The 20,966-nt window shown below is 72.2% G+C and carries 17 protein-coding genes; 6 read left to right on the forward strand and 11 right to left on the reverse strand.

Translation table 11 applies throughout. The features are described 5' to 3' along the window. Positions 1 to 20: 20 nt before the first annotated feature. From AB0M95_RS28405 to metH, 4 genes are all read right to left on the reverse strand, one after another. On the reverse strand, positions 21 to 1,019 hold the full coding sequence (locus AB0M95_RS28405; protein WP_363770798.1) for an ABC transporter permease: 999 nt from the start codon (positions 1,017 to 1,019) through the stop codon (positions 21 to 23). 803 nt (positions 1,020 to 1,822) lie between these two features. Continuing rightward, positions 1,823 to 2,332, reverse strand: a complete 510-nt coding sequence (locus tag AB0M95_RS28410; RefSeq protein ID WP_363770801.1) for a cellulose synthase — start codon at positions 2,330 to 2,332, stop codon at positions 1,823 to 1,825. A gap of 164 nt (positions 2,333 to 2,496) precedes the next feature. Next, positions 2,497 to 3,144, reverse strand: coding sequence for an HAD family phosphatase (locus tag AB0M95_RS28415; RefSeq protein ID WP_358521648.1), 648 nt, complete (start codon positions 3,142 to 3,144; stop codon positions 2,497 to 2,499). 58 nt (positions 3,145 to 3,202) lie between these two features. Beyond that, positions 3,203 to 6,670: a methionine synthase gene (gene metH, locus AB0M95_RS28420; RefSeq protein ID WP_363770804.1), complete on the reverse strand. Its 3,468-nt coding sequence runs from the start codon at positions 6,668 to 6,670 to the stop codon at positions 3,203 to 3,205. Positions 6,671 to 6,881: 211 nt separating this feature from the next. Between metH and AB0M95_RS28425 the strand changes: the two genes are divergently transcribed. Both AB0M95_RS28425 and AB0M95_RS28430 read left to right on the forward strand, forming a co-directional pair. Beyond that, positions 6,882 to 7,736: a PAC2 family protein gene (locus AB0M95_RS28425; RefSeq protein WP_363770807.1), complete on the forward strand. Its 855-nt coding sequence runs from the start codon at positions 6,882 to 6,884 to the stop codon at positions 7,734 to 7,736. 346 nt (positions 7,737 to 8,082) lie between these two features. Continuing rightward, the gene (locus AB0M95_RS28430) at positions 8,083 to 8,652 is read left to right on the forward strand and encodes a hypothetical protein (RefSeq protein ID WP_363770810.1); all 570 of its coding nucleotides are present in this window, start codon (positions 8,083 to 8,085) and stop codon (positions 8,650 to 8,652) included. Here AB0M95_RS28430 and AB0M95_RS28435 read toward each other — a convergent pair. The 7 genes from AB0M95_RS28435 to AB0M95_RS28465 form a co-directional block, all read right to left on the reverse strand. After that, on the reverse strand, positions 8,624 to 9,397 hold the full coding sequence (locus tag AB0M95_RS28435) for a CbiX/SirB N-terminal domain-containing protein (RefSeq protein WP_363770813.1): 774 nt from the start codon (positions 9,395 to 9,397) through the stop codon (positions 8,624 to 8,626). The genes AB0M95_RS28430 and AB0M95_RS28435 overlap by 29 nt on opposite strands. Next, a complete protein-coding gene (locus AB0M95_RS28440) occupies positions 9,394 to 10,563 on the reverse strand; it encodes a uroporphyrinogen-III synthase (protein ID WP_363770816.1) in 1,170 nt (389 codons plus the stop codon). The genes AB0M95_RS28435 and AB0M95_RS28440 overlap by 4 nt, the downstream gene beginning before the upstream one ends. Further along, the gene (nirD, locus tag AB0M95_RS28445; protein ID WP_363770819.1) at positions 10,560 to 10,925 is read right to left on the reverse strand and encodes a nitrite reductase small subunit NirD; all 366 of its coding nucleotides are present in this window, start codon (positions 10,923 to 10,925) and stop codon (positions 10,560 to 10,562) included. Before nirD ends, AB0M95_RS28440 begins: the two co-directional genes overlap by 4 nt. Beyond that, on the reverse strand, positions 10,922 to 13,342 hold the full coding sequence (gene nirB, locus AB0M95_RS28450; protein ID WP_363770822.1) for a nitrite reductase large subunit NirB: 2,421 nt from the start codon (positions 13,340 to 13,342) through the stop codon (positions 10,922 to 10,924). Before nirB ends, nirD begins: the two co-directional genes overlap by 4 nt. Then, positions 13,339 to 14,754 (reverse strand): FAD-dependent oxidoreductase, encoded by a 1,416-nt coding sequence (locus AB0M95_RS28455; RefSeq protein ID WP_363770825.1) that lies wholly within the window; start codon positions 14,752 to 14,754, stop codon positions 13,339 to 13,341. The genes nirB and AB0M95_RS28455 overlap by 4 nt, the downstream gene beginning before the upstream one ends. Then, positions 14,751 to 16,913, reverse strand: a complete 2,163-nt coding sequence (locus AB0M95_RS28460; RefSeq protein ID WP_363770828.1) for a molybdopterin oxidoreductase family protein — start codon at positions 16,911 to 16,913, stop codon at positions 14,751 to 14,753. The genes AB0M95_RS28455 and AB0M95_RS28460 overlap by 4 nt, the downstream gene beginning before the upstream one ends. An 87-nt stretch (positions 16,914 to 17,000) precedes the next feature. After that, complete coding sequence (locus AB0M95_RS28465; protein ID WP_363770831.1) at positions 17,001 to 18,359, reverse strand: MFS transporter; 1,359 nt, start codon at positions 18,357 to 18,359, stop codon at positions 17,001 to 17,003. 233 nt (positions 18,360 to 18,592) lie between these two features. Between AB0M95_RS28465 and AB0M95_RS28470 the strand changes: the two genes are divergently transcribed. The 4 genes from AB0M95_RS28470 (at position 18,593) to AB0M95_RS28485 (ending at position 20,955) form a co-directional block, all read left to right on the forward strand. Further along, on the forward strand, positions 18,593 to 19,072 hold the full coding sequence (locus AB0M95_RS28470) for a peptide deformylase (protein ID WP_363770834.1): 480 nt from the start codon (positions 18,593 to 18,595) through the stop codon (positions 19,070 to 19,072). Positions 19,073 to 19,202: 130 nt separating this feature from the next. Further along, the gene (locus AB0M95_RS28475) at positions 19,203 to 19,931 is read left to right on the forward strand and encodes a hypothetical protein (RefSeq protein WP_363770837.1); all 729 of its coding nucleotides are present in this window, start codon (positions 19,203 to 19,205) and stop codon (positions 19,929 to 19,931) included. Between the two features lie 5 nt (positions 19,932 to 19,936). Further along, positions 19,937 to 20,653 carry an SRPBCC family protein gene (locus tag AB0M95_RS28480; RefSeq protein WP_363770839.1) on the forward strand — a complete coding sequence of 239 codons (717 nt, stop codon included), beginning with the start codon at positions 19,937 to 19,939 and terminating at the stop codon, positions 20,651 to 20,653. Continuing rightward, a complete protein-coding gene (locus tag AB0M95_RS28485) occupies positions 20,632 to 20,955 on the forward strand; it encodes a gas vesicle protein (RefSeq protein ID WP_363770842.1) in 324 nt (107 codons plus the stop codon). The genes AB0M95_RS28480 and AB0M95_RS28485 overlap by 22 nt, the downstream gene beginning before the upstream one ends. The last annotated feature ends 11 nt before the right edge of the window (positions 20,956 to 20,966 follow it).

Raw genomic sequence — 20,966 nt, forward strand, 5'->3', positions numbered from 1 at the left:
ACGGGGGAACCGGATCGAGCTCATCGGGCCCTTGGGTCGAGGGCGTCGCGGAGTCCGTCACCGAACAGGTTGAAGGCCAGCACGGTGATGAAGATCGCCATACCGGGGAAGAACATGAAGTGCGGAATCGTGTAGAACCGCACCCCGTCCGACAACATGCCACCCCAGGTCGCGGTGGGCGGGCGCACCCCGACTCCGAGGAACGACAGCGCCGCCTCGAAGAGGATGTTCGTCGGGATGAGGAGGGTCGCGTAGACCAGGATCGGCGCGACCAGGTTGGGCAGCATCTCGCGGAATATGATGTACGGCCCGCGCGCGCCCAGGCTTCGCGCCGCGTCCACGAACTCCCGCTCGCGCAGCGACAGCGTCTGGCCGCGCATGATGCGCCCGATGTAGGGCCAGTTGAAGAAACCGATGATGAAGATCAGCAGGGTGACGCTGAGCGTGTCGCCGGTCAGGCCGAACGCGCTGTCGCTGCCCTGCTGCACGATGCCGGACAGCGCCATCGCGAAGACCAGGATCGGGAAGGCCAGGAAGACGTCCATGGTCTTGCTGATGACCGAGTCGACCCAGCCGCCGAAGTACCCGGCCATGACGCCGAGCAGCGTCCCGATCACCACAGACAGCAGCGTCGCCAGGAAGGCGATCAGCAGCGAGATGCGGGCGCCGTACACGACGCGGCTGAAGATGTCGCGCCCGTTGAGCGGCTCGACGCCGAACAGGTGGTCCCAGCCGATGCCGGTGCCGTCCTTCGGGGCCAGCGTCTCGGAGCTGATGAGGTCCTGGTTGAATTCGTTGGGGGGATGGCCGATCAAGCCGACGATCAGCGGAGCGAAGATCGCGACGAGGATCAGGAAGATCACGACCCCGGCGCCGGTGAGGGCGACCTTGTCGCGCTTGAGGCGCGTCCACGCGATCTGGCCGAGCGACCTGCCCTGGATCGCCCTGGCCTGCCCGTCCAGCACGGCTTCCGGCGCGGCTTCGAGCTCCGAGCCCGAGACGTCGAGCGGTGCGGTCATAAGTGTCGGCCCCCTGGATCCCAGACGACGTAGTCCGTCTGGCGCGCCGCCCGGCCGGAGGTGGCGGGCGGGCATCGCCCCATGTTGCATGGGAGACCGCGTATACGGCCCCGGACGCAGAATCTACGTGCTGAGCTGCACTGACCAGTACCTGCGCACGCTATGTGGCTCAACTGTGATTCATGCGAAATTCATTCGTATCGATCTTGGACCGATTGTTCGGGGCCTGTCCGCATTGTGTCTCGGATCCGTGACACGCCGCGCGGATGCGCCGTGGCGCACGCGCTCGCGGCCCCCGGAGGCCGCCGCCCGCGGGGCGCGACGCCCCGCGAAACAGGGACCCGGTCGAGGGTGGCCGACCATACCGAGGACGCTACGCGTTCCTCGGAAGCCACACGGCCATCGCCACGCCGTTATGGCAATGTGACCTGATCACCCGCCGAATTCCTTACCCACCGCGACCCCGCCGCGCGGGACGCGAGCACCGGTGCCGGGGAACCCGATGATCAACGTACCGGCTCCCGCGATGGCCCCATACTCACGGGTGCGCGGGCGAAGATCCGGGTATGTCCTGAGGCGTCGACGCCGGACGAGGGCATGCCGTACGTGCCCCCGCCCGCGCGCGACGCTCGCCACCGGCGCCTGTCAGCCCTACGCGAGCCCGTGGCCGGACGCGCGACCGCCACATCCGTGCGGTGGAGGGCCCTGGCGCCGCCCACCGCACGGAGGCCACCTCGACCTTCGCCCGGCCACGCCCCGACCGATGTGTCCCCCTCACCGCCGGGCGTGCTTCACGCTCGTCGCTAGCTGATGCCGCGGCGCTTGAGGATCTCCTCGATGTCGCCGAGGCCGTCATCGGGAGCGGCGGCCGTGGTGGGCTGACGCTTGGGGAGTGGCGGGCGGTTCGGCTGGGTGGGGGCCGTGACGGACGGGAGGGTCGGCGACGGCCCCGCGGACGGCTGAGCGGCCGGGTCCTGCTTGGCGCGGCGGCGGGTGCGGGACTCGCCGAGGGTCCTGCCGCGCAGGACGCCCGAGACCAGGAAGAGCAGGGCGGCCAGGCCGGCCACGGCGACGCCCGCCCAGACCTTCGGCGAGAACACCAGGCCGGTGACGAAGCCGACGGCGGCGGTGCCCATCGTCCAGAGTGCGGGCAGCGCTCCGGTCAGGTAGGCGGCGACCGGGATCAGCGACCACGCGGCGGCGCGCAGCCCGGCGCCCGCGCCTCGCCTGCGGAACGCCAGGAAGCTCAGCACCAGGCCCACGGCGGTCAGGCCCCCGCACAACGGCAACCAGGCGATCTGGTCGAACGACATAACGGCTTCGCCCCCTTGTCATGGCTTTCCGTTCCATCCTGGCACCTGGTACGCGCCCGTCCCCTCCTTCCCAAGGAGGGGACGTCCCCTAAGGGAGGATGATCCTCATGAGACCCGCCTCAGGGTGGACCGTCGTCCAAGGCGCGGAGCCACCGGGAAGGGGTTCAGGAGATGGAGAGGGCGCGGAGGGCCGCGACGTCGACCTGCTTGAGGGACTCGGCCACGAGACGCCTCGGGGCCGGGGCGATGGGGAGGATGCTGGGGACGGCCACGACCGCGCAGCCCGCGGCGGTGGCGGCGGCGACGCCGTTCGGGGAGTCCTCAAGGGCGACGCACTTCGCCGGGTCCACGCCCGTCAGGCGCGCGGCCATGAGGTACGGCTCGGGGTCGGGCTTGTAGTTCCGGACGTCGTCGCCGGTCACGATGACGTCGAAGTGGTCGCGCCGGCCGATGCCGTCGAGGATGGCGTCGGCCATCACCCGGGCGGACGAGGTGACCAGGGCGACGGGCAGGCCCGTCGCGCGGACCTCGCCCAGCAGTTCCATGGCCCCGGGCATCGTCTCGAAGCCGTCGGCGAGCCGGGCGAGCACACCGTCGACCAGCCATGCCTCGACCTCGGCGGGGGACCGGTCGGAGCCGCCGGCCTTGATCATGTACGCGACCGTCGCCGGCATGGAACCGCCGACCAGGTTCTCCTGATCGGCGTCCGACCACGCGGCCCCCAGACGTCTCATCACATCCGACTCGACCTGGAACCAGAGCTTCTCGGTGTCCACGAGAAGCCCGTCCATGTCGAAGAAGACCGCATCCACTCAAAACCCCCTGAAAGTGCGTAATGACACCCTGACCGTACCGTCTGGCCGTCAGGCGTCAGACGTTGAAGTATTTGGCTTCGGGGTGGTGAACGATCATCGCGGAGGTCGCCTGCTCCGGATGCAACTGGAACTCCTCCGACAGCGACACCCCGATCCGGGACGGATCCAGCAAATCGAACACCTGCCGCTGATCCTCCAGATGCGGACACGCCGGATAGCCGAAGGAGTACCGGCAGCCGGTGACGTTCACCTTCAGCATGTCCTCCAGGCTCTCGTTCCCGCCGATGCCCAGTTCGGAGCGGACCCGGGCATGCCAGTACTCCGCCAGCGCCTCGGTCAGCTGCACCGAGAGCCCGTGCAACTCCAGGTAGTCACGGTAGGCGTCCTTGGCGAACAACTCGGCGGTGGCCTGGGAGATCCGCGAGCCCATGGTGGCGACCTGGAAGGCCACCACGTCCACCTCCCCTGAGCCGGCCGGACGGAAGAAATCGGCCAGGCACAGGTGCCGGTCGCGGCGCTGGCGGGGGAAGGAGAACCGGGTCCGCTCCTTGCCCGCCTCGTCCAGGATGATCAGGTCGTCGCCGTGGGAGACGCAGGGGAAGTAGCCGTAGACCACCGCGGCCTGCAACAGGTTCTCGGTCTGCAACCGCTCCAGCCACATCCGCAGCCGCGGCCGGCCCTCGGTCTCCACCAGCTCCTCATACGACGCCCCGCCGGTGCCGCGGGCGGCCTTGAGCCCCCACTGGCCCATGAACGTGGCCCGCTCGTCCAAGAACGCCGCGTAATCGGCCAGCGGAATGCCCTTGACCACCCGCTCCCCCACGAACGGCGCCACCGGGACCGGATTGTCGCCCGCCACATCCGAACGCGCCGGCAACTCGGCCTCGGGGGTGCGGGCCAGGGTGGCACCGGACTTGACCCGCCGCTCCCGCAACGACGGCAACCGGGCACCCTTCACCCCGCGTTTGACCGCCATGAACGCGTCCATCAGCCGCAGCCCTTCGAAGGCGTCGCGGGCGTAGCGCACCTCGCCGGTGAAGGTCTCGGCCAGGTCCTGCTCCACATACGCCCGGGTGAGGGCGGCGCCGCCGAGCAGGACGGGGAACCGCTGAGAGATGCCGCGGGCGTTCATCTCCTGCAGGTTCTCCTTCATGATCACGGTGGATTTGACCAGCAGCCCGGACATGCCGATCACATCGGCGTCCTTCTCCACCGCCGTCTCCAAGATCGCCGAAACGGGCTGTTTGATGCCCAGGTTGACGACCTCGTAGCCGTTGTTGGACAAGATGATGTCGACCAGGTTCTTGCCGATGTCGTGCACGTCCCCCTTGACGGTGGCCAGCACGATACGGCCCTTGGTCTCGCCCTCCACCCGGTCCATGTGCGGTTCCAGGTAGGCCACCGCGGCCTTCATCACCTCGGCCGAGGACAACACGAACGGCAACTGCATCTGCCCCGAGCCGAACAGCTCGCCGACGGTCTTCATGCCCTCCAGCAGCACCTCGTTGATGATCTCCAACGCGGGCCGCTCCTCCAGAGCGACGTCCAGGTCGGCTTCCAGGCCCTTGCGCTCGCCGTCCACGATGCGCGCCTTGAGCCGCTCGGCCAGCGGCATCGCCGCGAGCTCGGCCGCCCGCCCGGCCCGCACCGCGCCGGCGTCCACCCCCTCGAACAGCTGCATGAACCGCTGCAGCGGGTCATAGCCCTCCCGCCGCCGGTCGTACACCATGTCCAGCGCGACCTGCCGCTGATCATCGGGGATCCGCGCCATCGGCACGATCTTCGAGGCGTGCGCGATCGCCGAATCCAGCCCCGCGTTCACACACTCGTTCAAGAACACCGAGTTCAGGACGACGCGGGCCGCGGGGTTGAGGCCGAAGGAGATGTTGGACAGGCCGAGGGTCGTCTGCACCTCGGGGTAGCGGCGCTTGAGCTCGCGGATGGCCTCGATGGTCTCGACGCCGTCGCGGCGGGTCTCCTCCTGGCCGGTGGCGATCGGGAAGGTGAGGCAATCGATGATGATGTCAGCGACGGCCATTCCCCAATTGACCGTCAGATCCTCGATCAACCGCGTGGCGACGCGCACTTTCCACTCGGCCGTGCGCGCCTGGCCCTCCTCGTCGATGGTCAGCGCCACCACCGCGGCGCCGTGCTCCTTCACCAGGCGCATGATCTTCGTGAAGCGGGAGTCCGGGCCGTCGCCGTCCTCGTAGTTCACCGAGTTGATCACGGCGCGGCCGCCGAGCATTTCCAGACCGGCCTGGAGTACGGCAGGCTCGGTGGAGTCCAGGACGATCGGCAGGGTGGAGGCGGTGGCGAACCGGAAGGCCAGTTCCTTCATGTCGGCCACGCCGTCACGGCCGACGTAGTCCACGCACAGGTCCAGCATGTGCGCCCCGTCGCGCACCTGCGCCCGGGCGATGTCGACGCACTCCTCCCAGTTCCGCGCCAGCATCGCCTCGCGGAACGCCTTGGAGCCGTTGGCGTTGGTCCGCTCACCGATGGCCAGGTAGGAGGTGTCCTGCCGGAAGGGGACCGCCTGGTACAGCGAGGCCGCGCCGGGCTCGGGCCGCGGGCGCCGCGGGACGGGGGCCTGCCCGCGCACCGCCTCGACGACCTGGCGCAGGTGCTCGGGGGTGGTGCCGCAGCAGCCGCCCACCAGGCCCAGCCCGTACGCGGAGGTGAACTGCACGTGGGCCGCCGCGAGCTCCCGCGGGGTCAGGGGGTAGCGGGCGCCGTCGGAGGTGAGCTCGGGCAGACCGGCGTTGGGCATGCACGACAACGGCAACCGCGCATGCCGCGACAGATACCGCAGATGCTCACTCATCTCCGCCGGACCCGTCGCGCAGTTCAGCCCGACCACGTCCACACCCAGCGGCTCGATCACCGCCAGCGCCGCACCGATCTCCGACCCCAGCAACATCGCGCCGTTGGTCTCGATCGTCACCTGCGCGATCACCGGCACATCACGGCCCGCCGCCTCCACCGCACGACGTGCCCCGATCACCGCCGCCTTCACCTGCAACAGGTCCTGACACGTCTCCACGATCAACGCATCGGCGCCACCGGCGATCAACCCCGCCGCGTTCAGCTCATAGGCATCCCGCAATGCCCCGTACGGCAGATGACCCAAAGTCGGCAGCTTCGTCCCCGGCCCCATCGACCCCAGCACGAACCGCGGCCGATCCTCCGACGACCACTGGTCGGCCGCCTGGCGGGCCAGGGCGGCGCCCGCCCGGGACAGCTCGAAGACGCGCTCCCCGATGCCGTACTCCCCCAGAGCCGCCAGGTTGGCGCCGAAGGTGTTGGTCTCCACGCAGTCGACGCCGACCGCGAAGTACGCCTCGTGCACCGCCCGGACGATGTCGGGACGGGTGACGTTCAGGACCTCGTTGCACCCTTCGTGACCGTCGAAGTCGTCCAGCGAAGGGTCGTACGATTGCAGCATCGTGCCCATCGCGCCGTCGGCCACCAGGACGCGCTCGCCCAGGTGACGCCTGAACGAGGAGGCTTCACGGTTCATGGGCCCAAGCGTAGCCGCCGGGCCGAAATCGACACGGAGCGACATCGCACGGGGCCGTCCCGTTGGACCGCTCTCGCGCACGGCTATCCCCTCTCGGTGACACTGACCGCCCCTCAACGAATAGGCTTAGTTAGGCACAAGGCCGCCGCCGGCGGTCGAGAGGGCGCTTCGTCGTGTGAACGCCCTTGGCCATGCCAGGAGGAGGCGGCGTGTGATCGAGCTCGAAGGACTTCCCGAGCTCGTCGACCCGGTGCTGATCGCCGCGTTCGAGGGCTGGAACGACGCGGGCGAGGCGTCGAGCGGCGCTCTGGCGCATCTGGAGGCGGAGTGGAAGGCCACCCTGCTCGTCGAGCTCGACCCGGAGGACTACTACGACTTCCAGGTGACCCGCCCGATGGTCGAAATGCGCGACGGCGTCAGCCGTTCGATCGTGTGGCCGACCACCCGCCTGCTGGTCGCGCGGCCCCCGGGCAGCGAGCGCGACGTCGTGCTGCTGCGCGGCATCGAGCCGAACATGCGCTGGCGCACGTTCTGCTCCGAGATCGTCGGCATCTGCCTGGAGCTCGGGGTCGAGACCGCGATGCTGCTGGGCGCCCTGCTGAACGACTCGCCGCACACCCGGCCGGTGCCGGTCATGGGCAGCGTGAGCGACCCGGGACTGGCCCGTTCCCTGAACCTGGAGCTGACGCGCTACGAGGGGCCCACGGGCATCGTCGGCGTGCTCCAGCACTCCCTCAACGCGGCGGGCACCAAGACGATCTCCCTGTGGGCGTCGGTGCCGCACTACGTCGCCCAGCCGCCGAACCCGAAGGCCACGCTCGCGCTGCTGAGCCGCATGGAGGACCTGCTCGACATCCCGATGCCGCTCGGCGAGCTGCCGGACGAGGCGCGGGCGTGGGAGCACGGCGTGGACGAGCTGGCCGCGCAGGACTCCGAGGTCGCCGAGTACGTCCGGGAGCTGGAGGAGCGCAAGGACGCCGCCGAGCTTCCCGAGGCCAGCGGCGACGCGATCGCCGCCGAGTTCGAGCGCTACCTGCGGCGGCGCGACCACGACAGCGACGGCTAGCGACGGCCGGCGACGCCTGAGGTCACGGGCGCCGGTCCGGCCGGCACCCCGGGCACGTCGTGCGACACGCGGGAAAGCCACGTTTCGCATATTCGCCGCGCGCTTCGCGGATCACGGGTAATAATTGGCCGCTGCGCCGTTCCGCACCTGCACGTATGGGCGGCACCCTCACGCGCGGCCACGCTTCGGCGACGGAGAGGAACACCGCTCCGCGAACCCCCCGGAACCACGCCACCCGCGTGCTGAACCGACACATGTGACCGCGCACCCTGGGATCCCCATGGCGACGACTCAATATCAAGATCCGCACAAGAGAGCACAGGAGACGCGGCGACGCGTCCTCGAGATGGCCGTGTACATGCACCAGGAGGGCAGGGACGAGGCGCCGCGCCCGGAGGACGGCGACGCGTATCCGCAGATGCGCGGCGCGACCCCCGCCCAGGCGGTGGACATGTTCCTCGCCCTCCTGCAGGACCGCCTGCCCGTCTGGCTGCGCACGCTCGACGCGCTGATGCACAAGGCCGGCAAGGGGCGGGTCAACGACAACCTGCTGCCGGTGGCGCGCACGGGCATCGACTACTACGCCGAGGTCCAGTCCGCGGCGATGCCCGCGTTCATCTCCCCGTCGATCACGGTGCGCTTTCGCGAGGCGCTGCGCGAGACCGATCTCGGCCCCGCCTCGGAGATCGCCCCGCTGGCCGAGTACCTCGCGCTGGAGCGGAGCCTCGGCCGGGTCGCGCCCGACGTGACGCCGGAGGCCAGCGCCCGGTTGCTGCTGGCGGGCTGTTTGCGGCACGCCTACTACGAGACGTTCATCGGGGCCGGCGCGGGCCTGTCCCGCGACGACTGCGCGGCCGAGATCGTGCGCGAGTTGCGGCTGGAGGCGATCACCCCCCGGACGCCGGCGCTCTCCTGAGCCCGCGGGCCGCGCCGGGCACGCGCCACGCCGCCCCCTGCCACGCCGCCCCCTGCCACGCCGACCGGGCCGTCGCCTCGTCGAAGCGGTGCCACACCAGGGCGGCCAGTTCGTCGTCGGCGCCGAGCGGGCGGGAGACCAGGTCGGCCCCGGACTCCTCCAGCCGGCCCTGGAAGTGGCCGGGCGCGAGCAGGTAGGACGCCAGGGCCACCCGGGGGGCCGGGCCCGAGCGCAGCCGGTCCAGGGCCTCGCCGATGGCCGGGCGGCCCGCCGAGGCGAACGCCGCGGTGACCGGCCGCGACAGCCGCATCGACAGCAGCCGGGCGGCGGCGCGGACGTCGTCCAGGGCGCCGGGGTCGGAGGAGCCGGCCGCGCCGAGGACGACCGTGTCGGTGGAGCGCAGCCCCGCCGAGACCAGGCGGCGCACCAGCACGGACGTGATGAGCGCGTGGGGGCCGAGCCTGCCGGCGACCAGCGCGCCGGGCTTGGCGCGGGCGACGACGGCGGGCAGGTCGATGTGGACGTGGTAGCCGCCGGCGAGCAGCAGCGGGACCACGACGGCCGGTCCGGGCAGCCCGGCCAGGATCCCGTCCAGCGGGGGCGAGCTGATCTCCAGGTAGGCGGCCTCGACGCGGTGGCCGGGGCGTGCCCGGCGTACGCGGGCGGCCAGGGCGGCGATCGTGGCCTCGCCCTCGGCGTTGCGCGTGCCGTGGGCCGCGAGCACCAGCGCGGGCGGCGGGGTCACCGCACCTCCAGCCGGTCGCAGGCCAGGCGGTAGCCGCGCTTGACGACGGTCTCGACGATGCCGGCCGGGCCGAGGGCGCGGCGCAGCCGGGTGACCGCCATCTCGACGGCGTGCTCGGCGGATTCCCGTGCCGGGCCGCCGGGGAGCACGACCCGCAGCTCCGAGCGGGCGACAACGTGCCCGGGCCGCTCGGCGAGGCGCTTGAGGACGGCCATGGGTGCGGGCGGCAGCGGCTTGAGGTCGCCGTCCACGGCGACGGCGTGGCCGCGGATCTCCAGCTCGTGGCAACCGGCGGTGACCCGGGTGACGCCGTGCTCGGGCAGGTGCCGTGCCAGGGTGCGGGCGAGGGCGCCGAGCCGCGAGCGTTCGGGCTGGATCACCGGCACGTTCCTGGCCACCAGCGGCGCGGCGGTGACCGGGCCCACGCAGGCGGCCACGACCGACCCGCGGAAGGCGTCGATCAGCGAGTCCTCCAGGTGCTCGGCCCGCGCGGCGTTGAGCATGGCGAGCACGGCGGGGGCGCTGGTGAAGGCGACGGCGTCCACCGAGCCGGAGATCGCCTGGGTGATCAGGCGGCGCAGCGGCGAGGGGTCGCGGTAGGGCAGCCAGCGGTAGACCGGGACCTCGATGACGGTGGCCCCGGCGGCGCGCAGGGCGGCGATGAAGCCGATCAACGGCTCGCCGTGAAGCTGGACGACGATGCGGCGCCCGCGCAGGTCCTGGGCGAGGAGGTACTGCTTGATCTCGTCGCAGGACTCGGTGGCCGGGGTCCAGTGGTCGCTCAGCCCGGCGGCGCGCACGGCCCCGCGCGCCTTGGGCCCGCGGGGCAGGATGCGCGCGGAGGCCAGGTGGGCGGCCAGCTCGGTGCACAGCCCCCAGCCCTCGGCGGCGGCCATCCAGCCGCGGAAGCCCACGCCGGTGGTGACCACGACGTCGTGGACGGGCGCGTCCAGGCACTGGCGGGTGGCCGCGAGCAGGCCGGCGTCCTCGGCGAGCGGGACGAGCCGGATCGCCGGGGCGCGGACGACGCGGGCGCCCCGGCGTTCGAGGAGCGCGGCGAACTCCTCGCGCCTGCGGGTGGCGGTCACGCCGATGGTGAAGCCCGCCAGCGCGTCCGGCGCGGTCTCGGGGCTGGTCAGCGGATCGTCCAGAAGCGCGGCTGTCATTCCACGCTCACCTCCAGGGTGCCGTCGGTGACTCGGGTGGGGTATGTCGGTATCGCTGTCTCCGGGTCGTCCAGGCATGCGCCGGTGACGAGGGAGAAGACCTGTTTGTGCATGGGTGTGACGACCACGGGTTCCTCGCCCCGGGTGCCGACGATGCCGCGCGACATGACGTACGCGCGGCTGAACGGGTCGCGGTTGCCGACGGCGTAGACACGGCCGTCGAAGGTGCGGAACACCGCGATCTGGTCGCTCGCGACCAGGGCGGCGGCGCCGCGTTCGGGGATGAGGTCGGTGTAGGCGCATATCGGCACCCATGTCCGGGTGTCGTCGCCGGGGTCCGTCGTCCGGCCGGTCAGGGTCATCGGCGGGTCACCTCCACGAGGACGGGCGAGATCTGGTCGCGCCGGGTCTCGAAGACGATCGAGGGGTCGGGGGTGCCGGGGGCGTTGACGAAGCTGGCGAACCTGCGCAGCTTCTCGGGGTCCTCGACGGTGGCGCGCCACTCGTCGAAGTAGCCGCCGACGTGCCGTTCCATCGCCGCGTCCAGGTCGGCGCAGATGCCGAGCGAGTCGCGGACGACGACGTCGCGCAGGTGGTCCAGGCCGATCCGCTCGATCCAGGCGGACGTGCGCTGCAGGCGGTCGGCCGTGCGGATGTAGAACATCAGGAAGCGGTCGATCGTGCGGACCAGCTCCTCGTCGGACAGGTCGCTCGCGAGCAGCTCGGCGTGGCGGGGGGTGAAGCCGCCGTTGCCGCCGACGTACAGGTTCCAGCCGGACTCGGTCGCGATGACGCCGAAGTCCTTGCCGCGGGCCTCGGCGCACTCGCGGGCGCAGCCGGAGACGGCGGCCTTGAGCTTGTGCGGCGAGCGCAGACCGCGGTAGCGCAGCTCCAGGGCGATGGCCATGCCGACCGAGTCCTGCACGCCGTACCGGCACCAGGCGGACCCGACGCAGGACTTCACCGTGCGCAGGGCCTTGCCGTACGCGTGGCCGGACTCGAACCCGGCGTCGACGAGCCGCTTCCAGATCTTGGGCAGCTCCTCGACGCGCGCGCCGAACAGGTCGATCCGCTGCCCGCCGGTGATCTTGGTGTAGAGGCCGAAGTCGCGGGCGACCTCGCCGATCACGATGAGCTTCTCGGGGGTGATCTCGCCGCCGGGGATGCGCGGCACCACCGAGTACGTGCCGTTCTTCTGGATGTTGGCGAGGAAGTGGTCGTTGGTGTCCTGCAGCGCGGCGCGCTCGCCCTCCAGCACGTGGCCGCCGTCGAGCGAGGCGAGGATCGAGGCGACGACCGGTTTGCAGATGTCGCAGCCGCGCCCCCGGCCGTGCTCGGCGATGAGCCGCGAGAAGGTCGTGATGCCGCGCACGCGGACGATGTCGAACAGCTCCGCCCTGCTGTGGGAGAAGTGCTCGCACAGCGCCTTGTCCTGGACGACGCCCTCGGCGGCGAGGATCGACGCGAGCGCCGGGACGCAACTGCCGCAGCTCGTGCCCGCCCGCGTGCACTTCTTGAGCGCGGGCACGTCGGTCGCGCCGCGCTCGGCGATGGCCGCGCGGACCTCGCCGCGCGAGACGTTGTTGCACGAGCAGACCGGCGCGTCGTCCGGCAGGTCCACGCTGGGCCCGCCGGCGCTGGCGAACAGCAGGTCGCTCGGCGAGGCGGTCAGCTCCCTGCCGACCAGGGGCCGCAGCAGCGTGTACGGCGCGGCGTCGCCGACGCAGATGCCGCCGAGCAGGGTGCGGGCGTCGTCGCTGACGAACAGCTTCTTGTAGACGCCGCCGACCGGGTCCATGTAGGTCACGTCGAGCGCGCCCGACAGCCGGCCGAAGCTGGCGACGTCCACGCCGAGCAGCTTGAGCTTGGTGGACTCCTCGGCGCCGGTGAACGAGGCCGAGCCGCCGAGGATGCGGTCGGCGGCGACCTCGGCCATGGCGTTGCACGGCCCGATCAGGCCGTACACCATGCCGCCTGCCAGGGCGCACTCCCCCACCGCGTAGACGGCGGGGTCGGCGGTGCGCATGCCCTCGTCCACAACGACGCCGCCGCGCTCGCCGACCGGCAGCCCGGCCCGGCGGGCGAGCTCGTCGCGCGGCCGTACGCCCGCGGAGAACACGACGACGTCCGCGTCGATGGCCGTGCCGCCGGCGAGCACCACCCGGCCGTCCTCGATCCGGTCCAGGCCCGTGCCGGTGTGCACGGTGAGGCCGAGCCGCTCGACGTGGCCCCGGAGCACCGCGCCGCCGCCCTCGTCGACCTGGCGGGGCATGAGCCAGGCGCCCATCTCGACGACGTGCGTGGCCAGGCCGAGGCCGCGCAGCGCGTCGGCCGCCTCCAGCCCGAGCAGGCCGCCGCCGACCACGACGCCCGTGGCCGCGCCGGACGAGGCGGCGCGGATCGCGTCCAGGTCCTCGATGGTGCGGTACACGAAGGCGCGATCGGCGCCGGGCACCGGGGGGACGAAGGGCGCCGAGCCGGTGGCGAGCACCAGCGCGTCGTACGGCTCCTCGTGCCCGTCCCGCGTGGTCACCGTGCGCCGGGCGCGGTCGATGGAGATCACGCGGTCGCCCAGCAGCACCCGCGCCGAGGCTCCGGGGGCCGGGAAGGTCAGCTCGGCCGCGCTCGTGCCCTTCAAGTACGAGGTGAGGGCGACCCGGTCGTAGGCGGGCCGCGGCTCCTCCCCGATCACGGTGATCGTCCCGGTGAACCCCTCGCGCGCCAGCGTCTCGACGAGCCGGTGGGCCGTGGGCCCGTATCCCGCCACAACGATTCTCACGCCGGGACCTCCTCTTCCTGCGCGCACAGCCATCCGATGAGACCTTCGACCGCGTCCTTGCAGCTCCCGCAGCCGGTGGTCGCCCTGGTCGCGGCGGTCACGGCGGCCAGGTCGCGCGCGCCCGCCTCCCAGCAGGCGCGGATCCTTCCCTTGGTCACGTTGTTGCATTCGCACACGCGCGCCGAGTCCGGCATGCGCACGGGCGTGTCGGCGGGCACGGCGCCGTCGTCCAGGCCGGGGAACAGCAGGCCCGCGGGGTCGCCGGGAAGCGGGCCTCCCCGGTCGTAGAGCTGGGTGAGCGTCCCCACGGTGGGCGCCGCGCCGAGCAGGATCGCGCCGACGAGGCGTTCGTCCCTGATGACGAGCTTGCGGTAGATGCCGCGGGCCCGGTGGGTAAAGGTGACGACCTCCACGGCGCTGTCGGGGTCCTCGGCCAGGTGCGTCTCGCCCATGGCCGCGAGCTCGACGCTCCTGGCCTTGAGCCGGGTGACCAGCCGCGACCCGCGGTAGCGCGCGGACGGGCAGGCCCCGGTGATCAGGTCGGCGACCACGGCGGCCTGCTCCCAGGCGGGCGCCACCAGGCCGTACACCGTGCCGTCGTGCTGGGCGCACTCGCCGATCGCGTAGATGGCCGGGTCGGAGGTGCGCAGCCGGTCGTCCACGACGACGCCCCGGCCGACCTCCAGCCCGGCGTCCTCGGCGAGCCCGGTCAGCGGGCGCACCCCGCAGGCCAGGACGACCACGCCGGCGGGCAGGATCTCGCCGGTGGACAGCTCGACGCCGCCGGCGCGGATCGCGGCGGCCCGCGCGCCGGTCCTGACCGTGACGCCGAGGCCGGCGAGCGCGTCGCCGAGCACCGCCCCCGCCCCGGCGTCGAGCTGGCGGTCCATCAGGTGGCCGGTGTGATGCAGCAGGGTGACCCGCAGGCCGCGCCCGGAAAGGCCGCGGGCGGCCTCGACGCCGAGCAGGCCGCCGCCGACCACCACTGCGGTGGTCGCGGTCCTGGCGGCGGCGAGGATCCTGTCGCAGTCGTCCATGGTGCGCAGCGCGATGGCCCGGCCCGCGCCGGGGATCGGCGGCACGACCGCCTCGCTGCCGGTGGCGAGCGCCAGCACGTCGTAGGGCTCGCGCCGCCCGTCCGCCGTGCGGACCTCGCGGGCCTCGCGGTCGATGGCGGTGACCGTGACGCCGAGCCGGACGGTCACGCCGTCCCCGGCCTGCGCGGGCAGGCGGACCTGCTCGGGGCTCGCGGTGCCGGCGAGCACGTTCGACAGCAGCACCCGGTTGTAGGGCCCGCGGGCCTCGGCGCCGATGACCGTGATCGTGATGTGCCTGTTCTCGGGGTCCCGGGCCCGGACCTCGGAGGCGAGCCGCGAGCCCGCCATGCCGTTCCCCACGACGACGAGCCTCACGGGCGCCGCCCCCGCTCGGCCGCGGAGCCGCCCGGGGCGTCCGGTTTGTACACCCGCACGGCGCAGACCTTGAACTCCGGCATGCGCGAGACCGGGTCCAGGATGGGGTTGGTGAGACGGTTGACGCCCTCCCAGTGGAAGGGCATGAAGATCGTGTCGTGCCGGATCGCCGCGCTCACCCGGGCCACGACCTCGGTGGCGCCCCTGCGGCTCTCCACCCGTACCGTGTCCCCGGCGGCGACGCCCAGGCGGGCGGCCAGGCCGGGGTGCAGCTCGGCGTACGGCTCGGGAGCGGCGTCGTTCAGCGCGCGCACGCGCCGGGTCTGCGCGCCGCTCTGGTACTGGGCGAGGACGCGGCCGGTGGTCAGGTAGTACGGGTAGTCGTCGTCGACCTCCTCGGCGGGGGGCCGGTGGTCGACCGGGACGAACCGCGCCCGCCCGTCCGGCGTGGGGAACCGGTCGAGGAACGGGCGGGGCGTGCCGGGGTGGTCCTCGGAGGGGGCGGGCCAGAAGACGCCCGTCTCGGCGGCGATGCGCTCGTAGGTGATGCCCGCGTAGTCGGCGATCCCTCCCGCGCTGGCGCGGCGCAGCTCGTCGAAGACCACGCCCGGGTCGCCGAAGAAGCCGGGACGGCCGAGGCGCGCGGCCAGGTCGGCGAGGATCGCGAGGTCGCCGCGCACCCCGTCCGGCGGGGCGAGCGCCTGGCGGCGCAGCAGGACCCTGCCCTCCAGGTTGGTCATCGTGCCGTGCTCCTCGGCCCACTGGGTCGTGGGCAGCACGACGTCGGCCATCGCGGCGGTCTCCGACAGCACGATGTCGGAGACGACGAGCAGGTCCAGCGCGGCCAGCCGCCCGGTGACGTGGCCGGACCGCGGCGCCGACACGACCGGGTTGGATCCGAACACCAGCAGCCCCTTCGGGCCGCCGGGGGTGCCGAGCGCGTCCAGCAGCTCGTACGCCGACCGGCCCGGGCCGGGGAGGTCGGCGGGGTCGACGCCCCACACGCGCGCGACGTGCGCGCGGGCGGCCGGGTCGTCGATGCGGCGGTAGCCGGGCAGCTGGTCGGCCTTCTGCCCATGCTCGCGCCCGCCCTGGCCGTTGCCCTGGCCGGTGACGCAGCCGTAGCCCGAGCCCGCGCGGCCGGGCAGGCCGAGCGCGAGCGCGAGGTCGATGAACGCGGTCACGGTGTCGACGCCCTTGGAGTGCTGCTCGGCGCCGCGCGCGGTGAGGATCATCGCCGTGCGGGCGGTGCCGAGCAGGCGGACGGCCTCGCGCATGTCCGCGACGGGCACCCCCGTGACGCGTTCGGCCCGCTCTGGCCACCAGGCCGCCACCGACGCCCGGACCGCCTCGAAGCCGGTGGTGCGGGCGGCGATGTACTCCTCGTCGGCGTACCCCTCGGTGATCGCGATGTGGAGCAGGCCGAGGGCCAGGGCCAGGTCGGTGCCGGGGGCGAGGCGCAGGTGCAGCACGGCCTGCCGCGCGGTGCGGGTCTCGCGCGGGTCCGCCACGATCAGGGCGCCGCGCAGGTGCCGCATGAACGGCGGCATGGTCTCGGCGAGGTTGCCGCCGGCGAGCAGCACGGCCTCGGCGCCGGCGATGTCGGTGATCGGGAACGGCAGGCCGCGGTCCATGCCGAACGCGCGGTTCGCCGCGGCGGCGGCCGAGGACATGCAGAACCGGCCGTTGTAGTCGATCTGGCTGGTGCGCAGGGCGACCCGGGCGAACTTGCCGAGCTGGTAGGCCTTCTCGTTGGTCAGGCCCCCGCCGCCGAACACCGCGACCGCGTCGGCGCCGTGCCGCTCCTGGATGGCGCGGACGCCGGCCGCGACGCGGTCCAGGGCTTCGTCCCAGGTCACGGGCACCAGGGGGCCGTCGCGGCGCTCGCGGGCCAGCGGGGTGAGGAGGCGCGCGCCGCCGGTGAGCAGTTCGGCGGCGGTCCAGCCCTTCTGGCACAGGGCGCCCTCGTTGGCCGGGACGTCCTGCCGGGGCGCCACGGTCACCGCGCCCACTCCCGCGCCCACTCCCGTGCCGTCGCCCGCCCCCGGCTCCCGCGTGACGTACATCCCGCACTGCAGCGCGCAGTACGGGCAGTGCGTGGCCGCTCCCACGTGCGCGGGCGACATCACAGACGCCTGCGGGGCAAGTGAGATCGGCATGGATCCGATGGTGCTTTCAAGCCGTTTCACCGTTGGGTCCCTCCTGTTACCTCTGTGCTACATCCCGGCCGGGCCGGAATCCGGGGCTCAGACACGGGCCTCGGCCACCCCCGCGGCGGGCCGCGCGCCGGCCGGGCGCAGGTAGCAGAACCAGGTCAGCCCCGCGCAGACGGCGTAGAAGCCGGCGAACGCCACCAGGGCCGCGCCCGCGCCGCCGGTCGCGGCGATCGAGGTGCCGAAACCGCGGTTGATGAAGAAGCCGCCGAACGCGCCGACGGCCGAGATGATCCCGATGGCGGCGGAGCTGTCGCGCTTGCCCGCCGCCACGGCCGCCGCGCGGGCCTTCTCGTCGCCCGGCGGGACGTCCCTGAGCGCCCTCGCCATGAAGATCGCGGGGATCATCCGGTACGTCGAGCCGTTGCCGACGCCCGTGAGCGCCACCAGCAGAAGGTAGGCGGCGAAGAAGGTCGCGAAGTGGTGGGCGCCGACGCCGACGCCGACCAGCGCGACCGCGCCCCCCATGGCGGCGAAGTTCGCCAGCGTCACCTTCGACCCGCCGAGGCGGTCGGACAGGAGCCCGCCGAGCGGCCTGATCAGCGAGCCGACGAGCGCCCCGAGGAAGGCCCACGAGACGGTGGAGGCGTGCTCGGGGAACTGGCTCTTGATGAGCAGCGGGAAGGCCGTGGTGTAGCCGATGAAGGATCCGAAGGTGCCGATGTAGAGCAGCGACATGATCCAGGTCTGCGCCCTGCCCGCGATCTTCAGCTGCGCGCACGGGTCGGCCTTGGCCGAGGTGAGGTTGTCCATGAAGAAGAACGCGCCCACCGCCGCGACCACGATGAACGGCACCCAGAACAGCCCGGCCGCCGCCAGGCCGAAACCGGTGATCACCAGCGGCATGGCCAGTTGCACGGAGCTGACGCCGATGTTGCCGCCCGCCGCGTTCAGGCCGAGCGCCCAGCCCTGCCGGCGCTCGGGGTAGAAGTAGGTGATGTTGGCCATGCTGGAGGCGAAGTTGCCGCCGCCGAGCCCGGCCGTGGCGGCGATGAGCAGGAATGCCCAGTACGGGGTGCCGGGGTCGCCGACGGCCACCGCCAGCAGGACGGCCGGCACGAGCAGCAGCAGCGCGCTGACCACGGTCCAGTTGCGGCCGCCGAAGCGGGCGGGCGCGAAGGTGTAGGGCAGGCGCAGGGCGGATCCGACGAGATTCGGCAGGGACACCAGCCAGAAGAGCTGGTCGGTGGAGAACCGGTGGTCCCCGAGCTTGACCGCGACGATGCTCCAGACGGTCCAGAGGGTGAAGCCGAGATGCTCGGCGAGAATCGAGAACGCCAGGTTTCTGCGGGCTGTCCGCTTGCCCCGGCGCTGCCAGAAGTCCGGATCGTCCGGATTCCAGTCGTTAATCCAGCGGCCTTTCGCCGACGCCGTCGGCATAACCTCGACCACGGTCGCTTTCCTCCTATTTCGCTGTTTTCAGGAGGTTCAGACCGTATCCGCGCTCATCACACCGCCCCGCGACGATGGTTAGATATCGCCGTTACTTCCGACGCACCCTTGAAACATGTGATCCACAGGCATCACTGAGGCAACCTGGATTTAACAAAGGTTGCCGTCAGGCCGATCCGGGAATTCCTCCCGGGAACCGTCCAGCCGACCCGACGACACCCCCTGGAGCGAGCTTGTCCAGCGTCCAGCCGATCAGGCTCTTCGCCGACCCCGTGCTCCGCACCGTGGCCTCCCCGGTCACCGACTTCGACCGATCCCTGCGCGAGCTCGTCAAGTCCCTGCAGGCCACCACCCGCGCGGGCGCCGGCCGCGCCGGGCTCGCGGCCCCCCAGCTCGGCGTGCCGCTGCGCGTGCTCGTCTTCGAGGTGGAGGGCAGGTCGGGGCATCTGGTGAACCCCCGCCTTGAGGCGTCCCCGCGCACGATCGTCGCCGACGAGGCGTGCCTGTCGGCGCCCGGCGTGTGGTGGCCGCTGGAGCGTTCCTACTCGGTCGTCGCCAAAGGGCGCGACATGTACGGCAAGCCGGTGACGATCCGGGCGCTCGGCATGCTGGCCCGGGTGCTGCAGCACGAGGTCGACCACCTGGACGGCGTGCTGTTCAGCGATCATCTGCCCACCGACGAGCGGGAACGCTTCTTCGCCGCGCTGGCGTAGGTCCGCCCCCGGGCGAGCGCCTCCGTTTTCTCCGCGCACCATGTCCATTTTTACCGGTCATGCGCGTTCTGTACCAATCTGGGCGGGTAGGGCTGAACCGTCGAAACGGGAGCCGGAGAAGGAGGCAATCGTGGCAGGCGGACTCAAAGTGGCCGTGGCGGTCGCGCTCGGCTACTTCCTCGGCCGGAACCGGAGGTTCAAGCTCGCGATCGCCCTGGCCGTGGCGGGCGCGACCGGCAGGCTCGGCGGGACGCGCGGCAACCTGCTGGAGCAGGGCATGAAGCTGGTCAGCTCGTCCCCCGAGCTCGAGAAGATCGTCAACAGCGTCCGCGGCGAGCTGTTCGAGGCGGGCAAGGCCGCCGCCAAGGCCGCGGCGAGCAGGCAGGTCTCCTCGATCAGCGCCAAGCTCCAGGATCGCGCCGAGTCCCTCCAGCACGCGGCCAACGTCGCGGCCGGGCTGGAGGAGACCGCGACCGGAGCCGCGACCGAGGCGGCGACCGGAGCGGCGGCGACGGCCACGGGTGCCGCCAGAGGAGCCGCCAGGACCGCGCGCGGCGGCGTCTCGGGACTGCGGCACCGGGCCACGGGCGGCTACCGGACCGCCAGGGCACGACGCCCGCGCGGCGAGGAGGAAGGGCCGTACGAGGACCAGTACGGCGAATACGCCGAGTACGAGGAAGAAGAGGACTACGAGGAGCCGCCGCCCCGGGGGTCCGCGCGCGAGGGCGCCAGGCGGGCACGGGACGTCGGCCTGGAGGACGTGGAGGAGGAAGAAGAGGACGAGAAACCGGCCCCGCGCGGGCGCGTGGTCCGTGACCGGCCGTCGCCGCGGTCCCGGCCGGTCCGCCGGAGGGAGTGACCGCGATGGCGGACGAGGGCAAGGGGCTGCTGTCCCCGATCAAGCAGCAGATCCGCGGCCTGGCCGGGCTGGCGGGCAAGATGGCCCTCCGCGCGGTGCGGCGCAAGGTGGAGGAGACCACCAGGCGGCTCACCGGCTTCGCCGAGGGCGACGACTTCCGCACGATCGGCCGGCTCGCCGGCGCCGAGGGCGGCACGGGCCGCCTCAAGGGCCTCGCGGAGATGGCGTTCGGCGGCCTGAAGAGGCGGCTCGGATTCGGCAAGCGCAAGCTGAAGCTCTCCACCATCGCCGAGACCATGGACATCGGCGCGCCGATCCGGCTGGTCTACAACGTCTGGACCCAGTTCGAGGACTGGCCCACCTTCACCAAGAAGCTGGAGAAGGTCGTCCAGGACAGCGACGAGAAGCTGACCTGGCAGGCGCAGATCTTCCTTCCCCGCCGGACGTGGGAGTCCACGATCATCGAGCAGGAGCCGGACGACAAGATCGTCTGGCGTTCGAAGGCCGCCAAGGGGTACGTCGACGGGTCGGTCACCTTCCACGAGCTCGCGCCCGCGATGACCCGGGTGCTGATGGTGCTCGAATACCACCCCAAGGGCTTCATCGAGCACATCGGCAACCTGTGGCGCGCGCCGGGCCGCCGGGCGCGCCTGGAGTTCAAGCACGCTCCGGGGGCGACCTGGGCGACATCCTGGAGCGGGTGCTCGACCGCGGCGTGGTGATCGTCGGCGACATCCGCGTCAACCTCCTCGACATCGAGCTGCTCACCATCAAGCTGCGGCTGCTGATCGCCTCGGTCAACACCGCGCGCGAGCTGGGCATCGACTGGTGGGAGCACGACCCGTGGCTCAGCTCCAAGGACCGCGACCTGATCGAGGAGAACCGCAGGCTGCGCCGCCGGCTCGCCGCCGTCAAGGAGGACGAGGAGGAGCGCCCGCGCATCGAGGGGCCGCGCCGGGCGGCCTGCGACGAGCGGGCCCGCGAGGCGGAACGGGCGTACGACCGGGAGCGCCGCCGTGAGTGACGTCAAGGGCC

The organism is Sphaerisporangium sp. NPDC051017 (assembly GCF_040683095.1).
GTDB lineage: Bacteria > Actinomycetota > Actinomycetes > Streptosporangiales > Streptosporangiaceae > Sphaerisporangium.

Excerpts from the sequence above, each read along its gene's own strand:
- AB0M95_RS28405 (WP_363770798.1), bottom strand. The coding sequence starts at position 1,019 with ATGACCGCACCGCTCGACGTCTCGGGCTCGGAGCTCGAAGCCGCGCCG.
- AB0M95_RS28410 (WP_363770801.1), bottom strand. The coding sequence starts at position 2,332 with ATGTCGTTCGACCAGATCGCCTGGTTGCCGTTGTGCGGGGGCCTGACC.
- metH (WP_363770804.1), bottom strand. The coding sequence starts at position 6,670 with ATGAACCGTGAAGCCTCCTCGTTCAGGCGTCACCTGGGCGAGCGCGTC.
- AB0M95_RS28430 (WP_363770810.1), top strand. The coding sequence starts at position 8,083 with ATGGCCGTGTACATGCACCAGGAGGGCAGGGACGAGGCGCCGCGCCCG.
- AB0M95_RS28440 (WP_363770816.1), bottom strand. The coding sequence starts at position 10,563 with ATGACAGCCGCGCTTCTGGACGATCCGCTGACCAGCCCCGAGACCGCG.
- nirD (WP_363770819.1), bottom strand. The coding sequence starts at position 10,925 with ATGACCCTGACCGGCCGGACGACGGACCCCGGCGACGACACCCGGACA.
- AB0M95_RS28460 (WP_363770828.1), bottom strand. The coding sequence starts at position 16,913 with ATGCCGATCTCACTTGCCCCGCAGGCGTCTGTGATGTCGCCCGCGCAC.
- AB0M95_RS28480 (WP_363770839.1), top strand. The coding sequence starts at position 19,937 with ATGGCGGACGAGGGCAAGGGGCTGCTGTCCCCGATCAAGCAGCAGATC.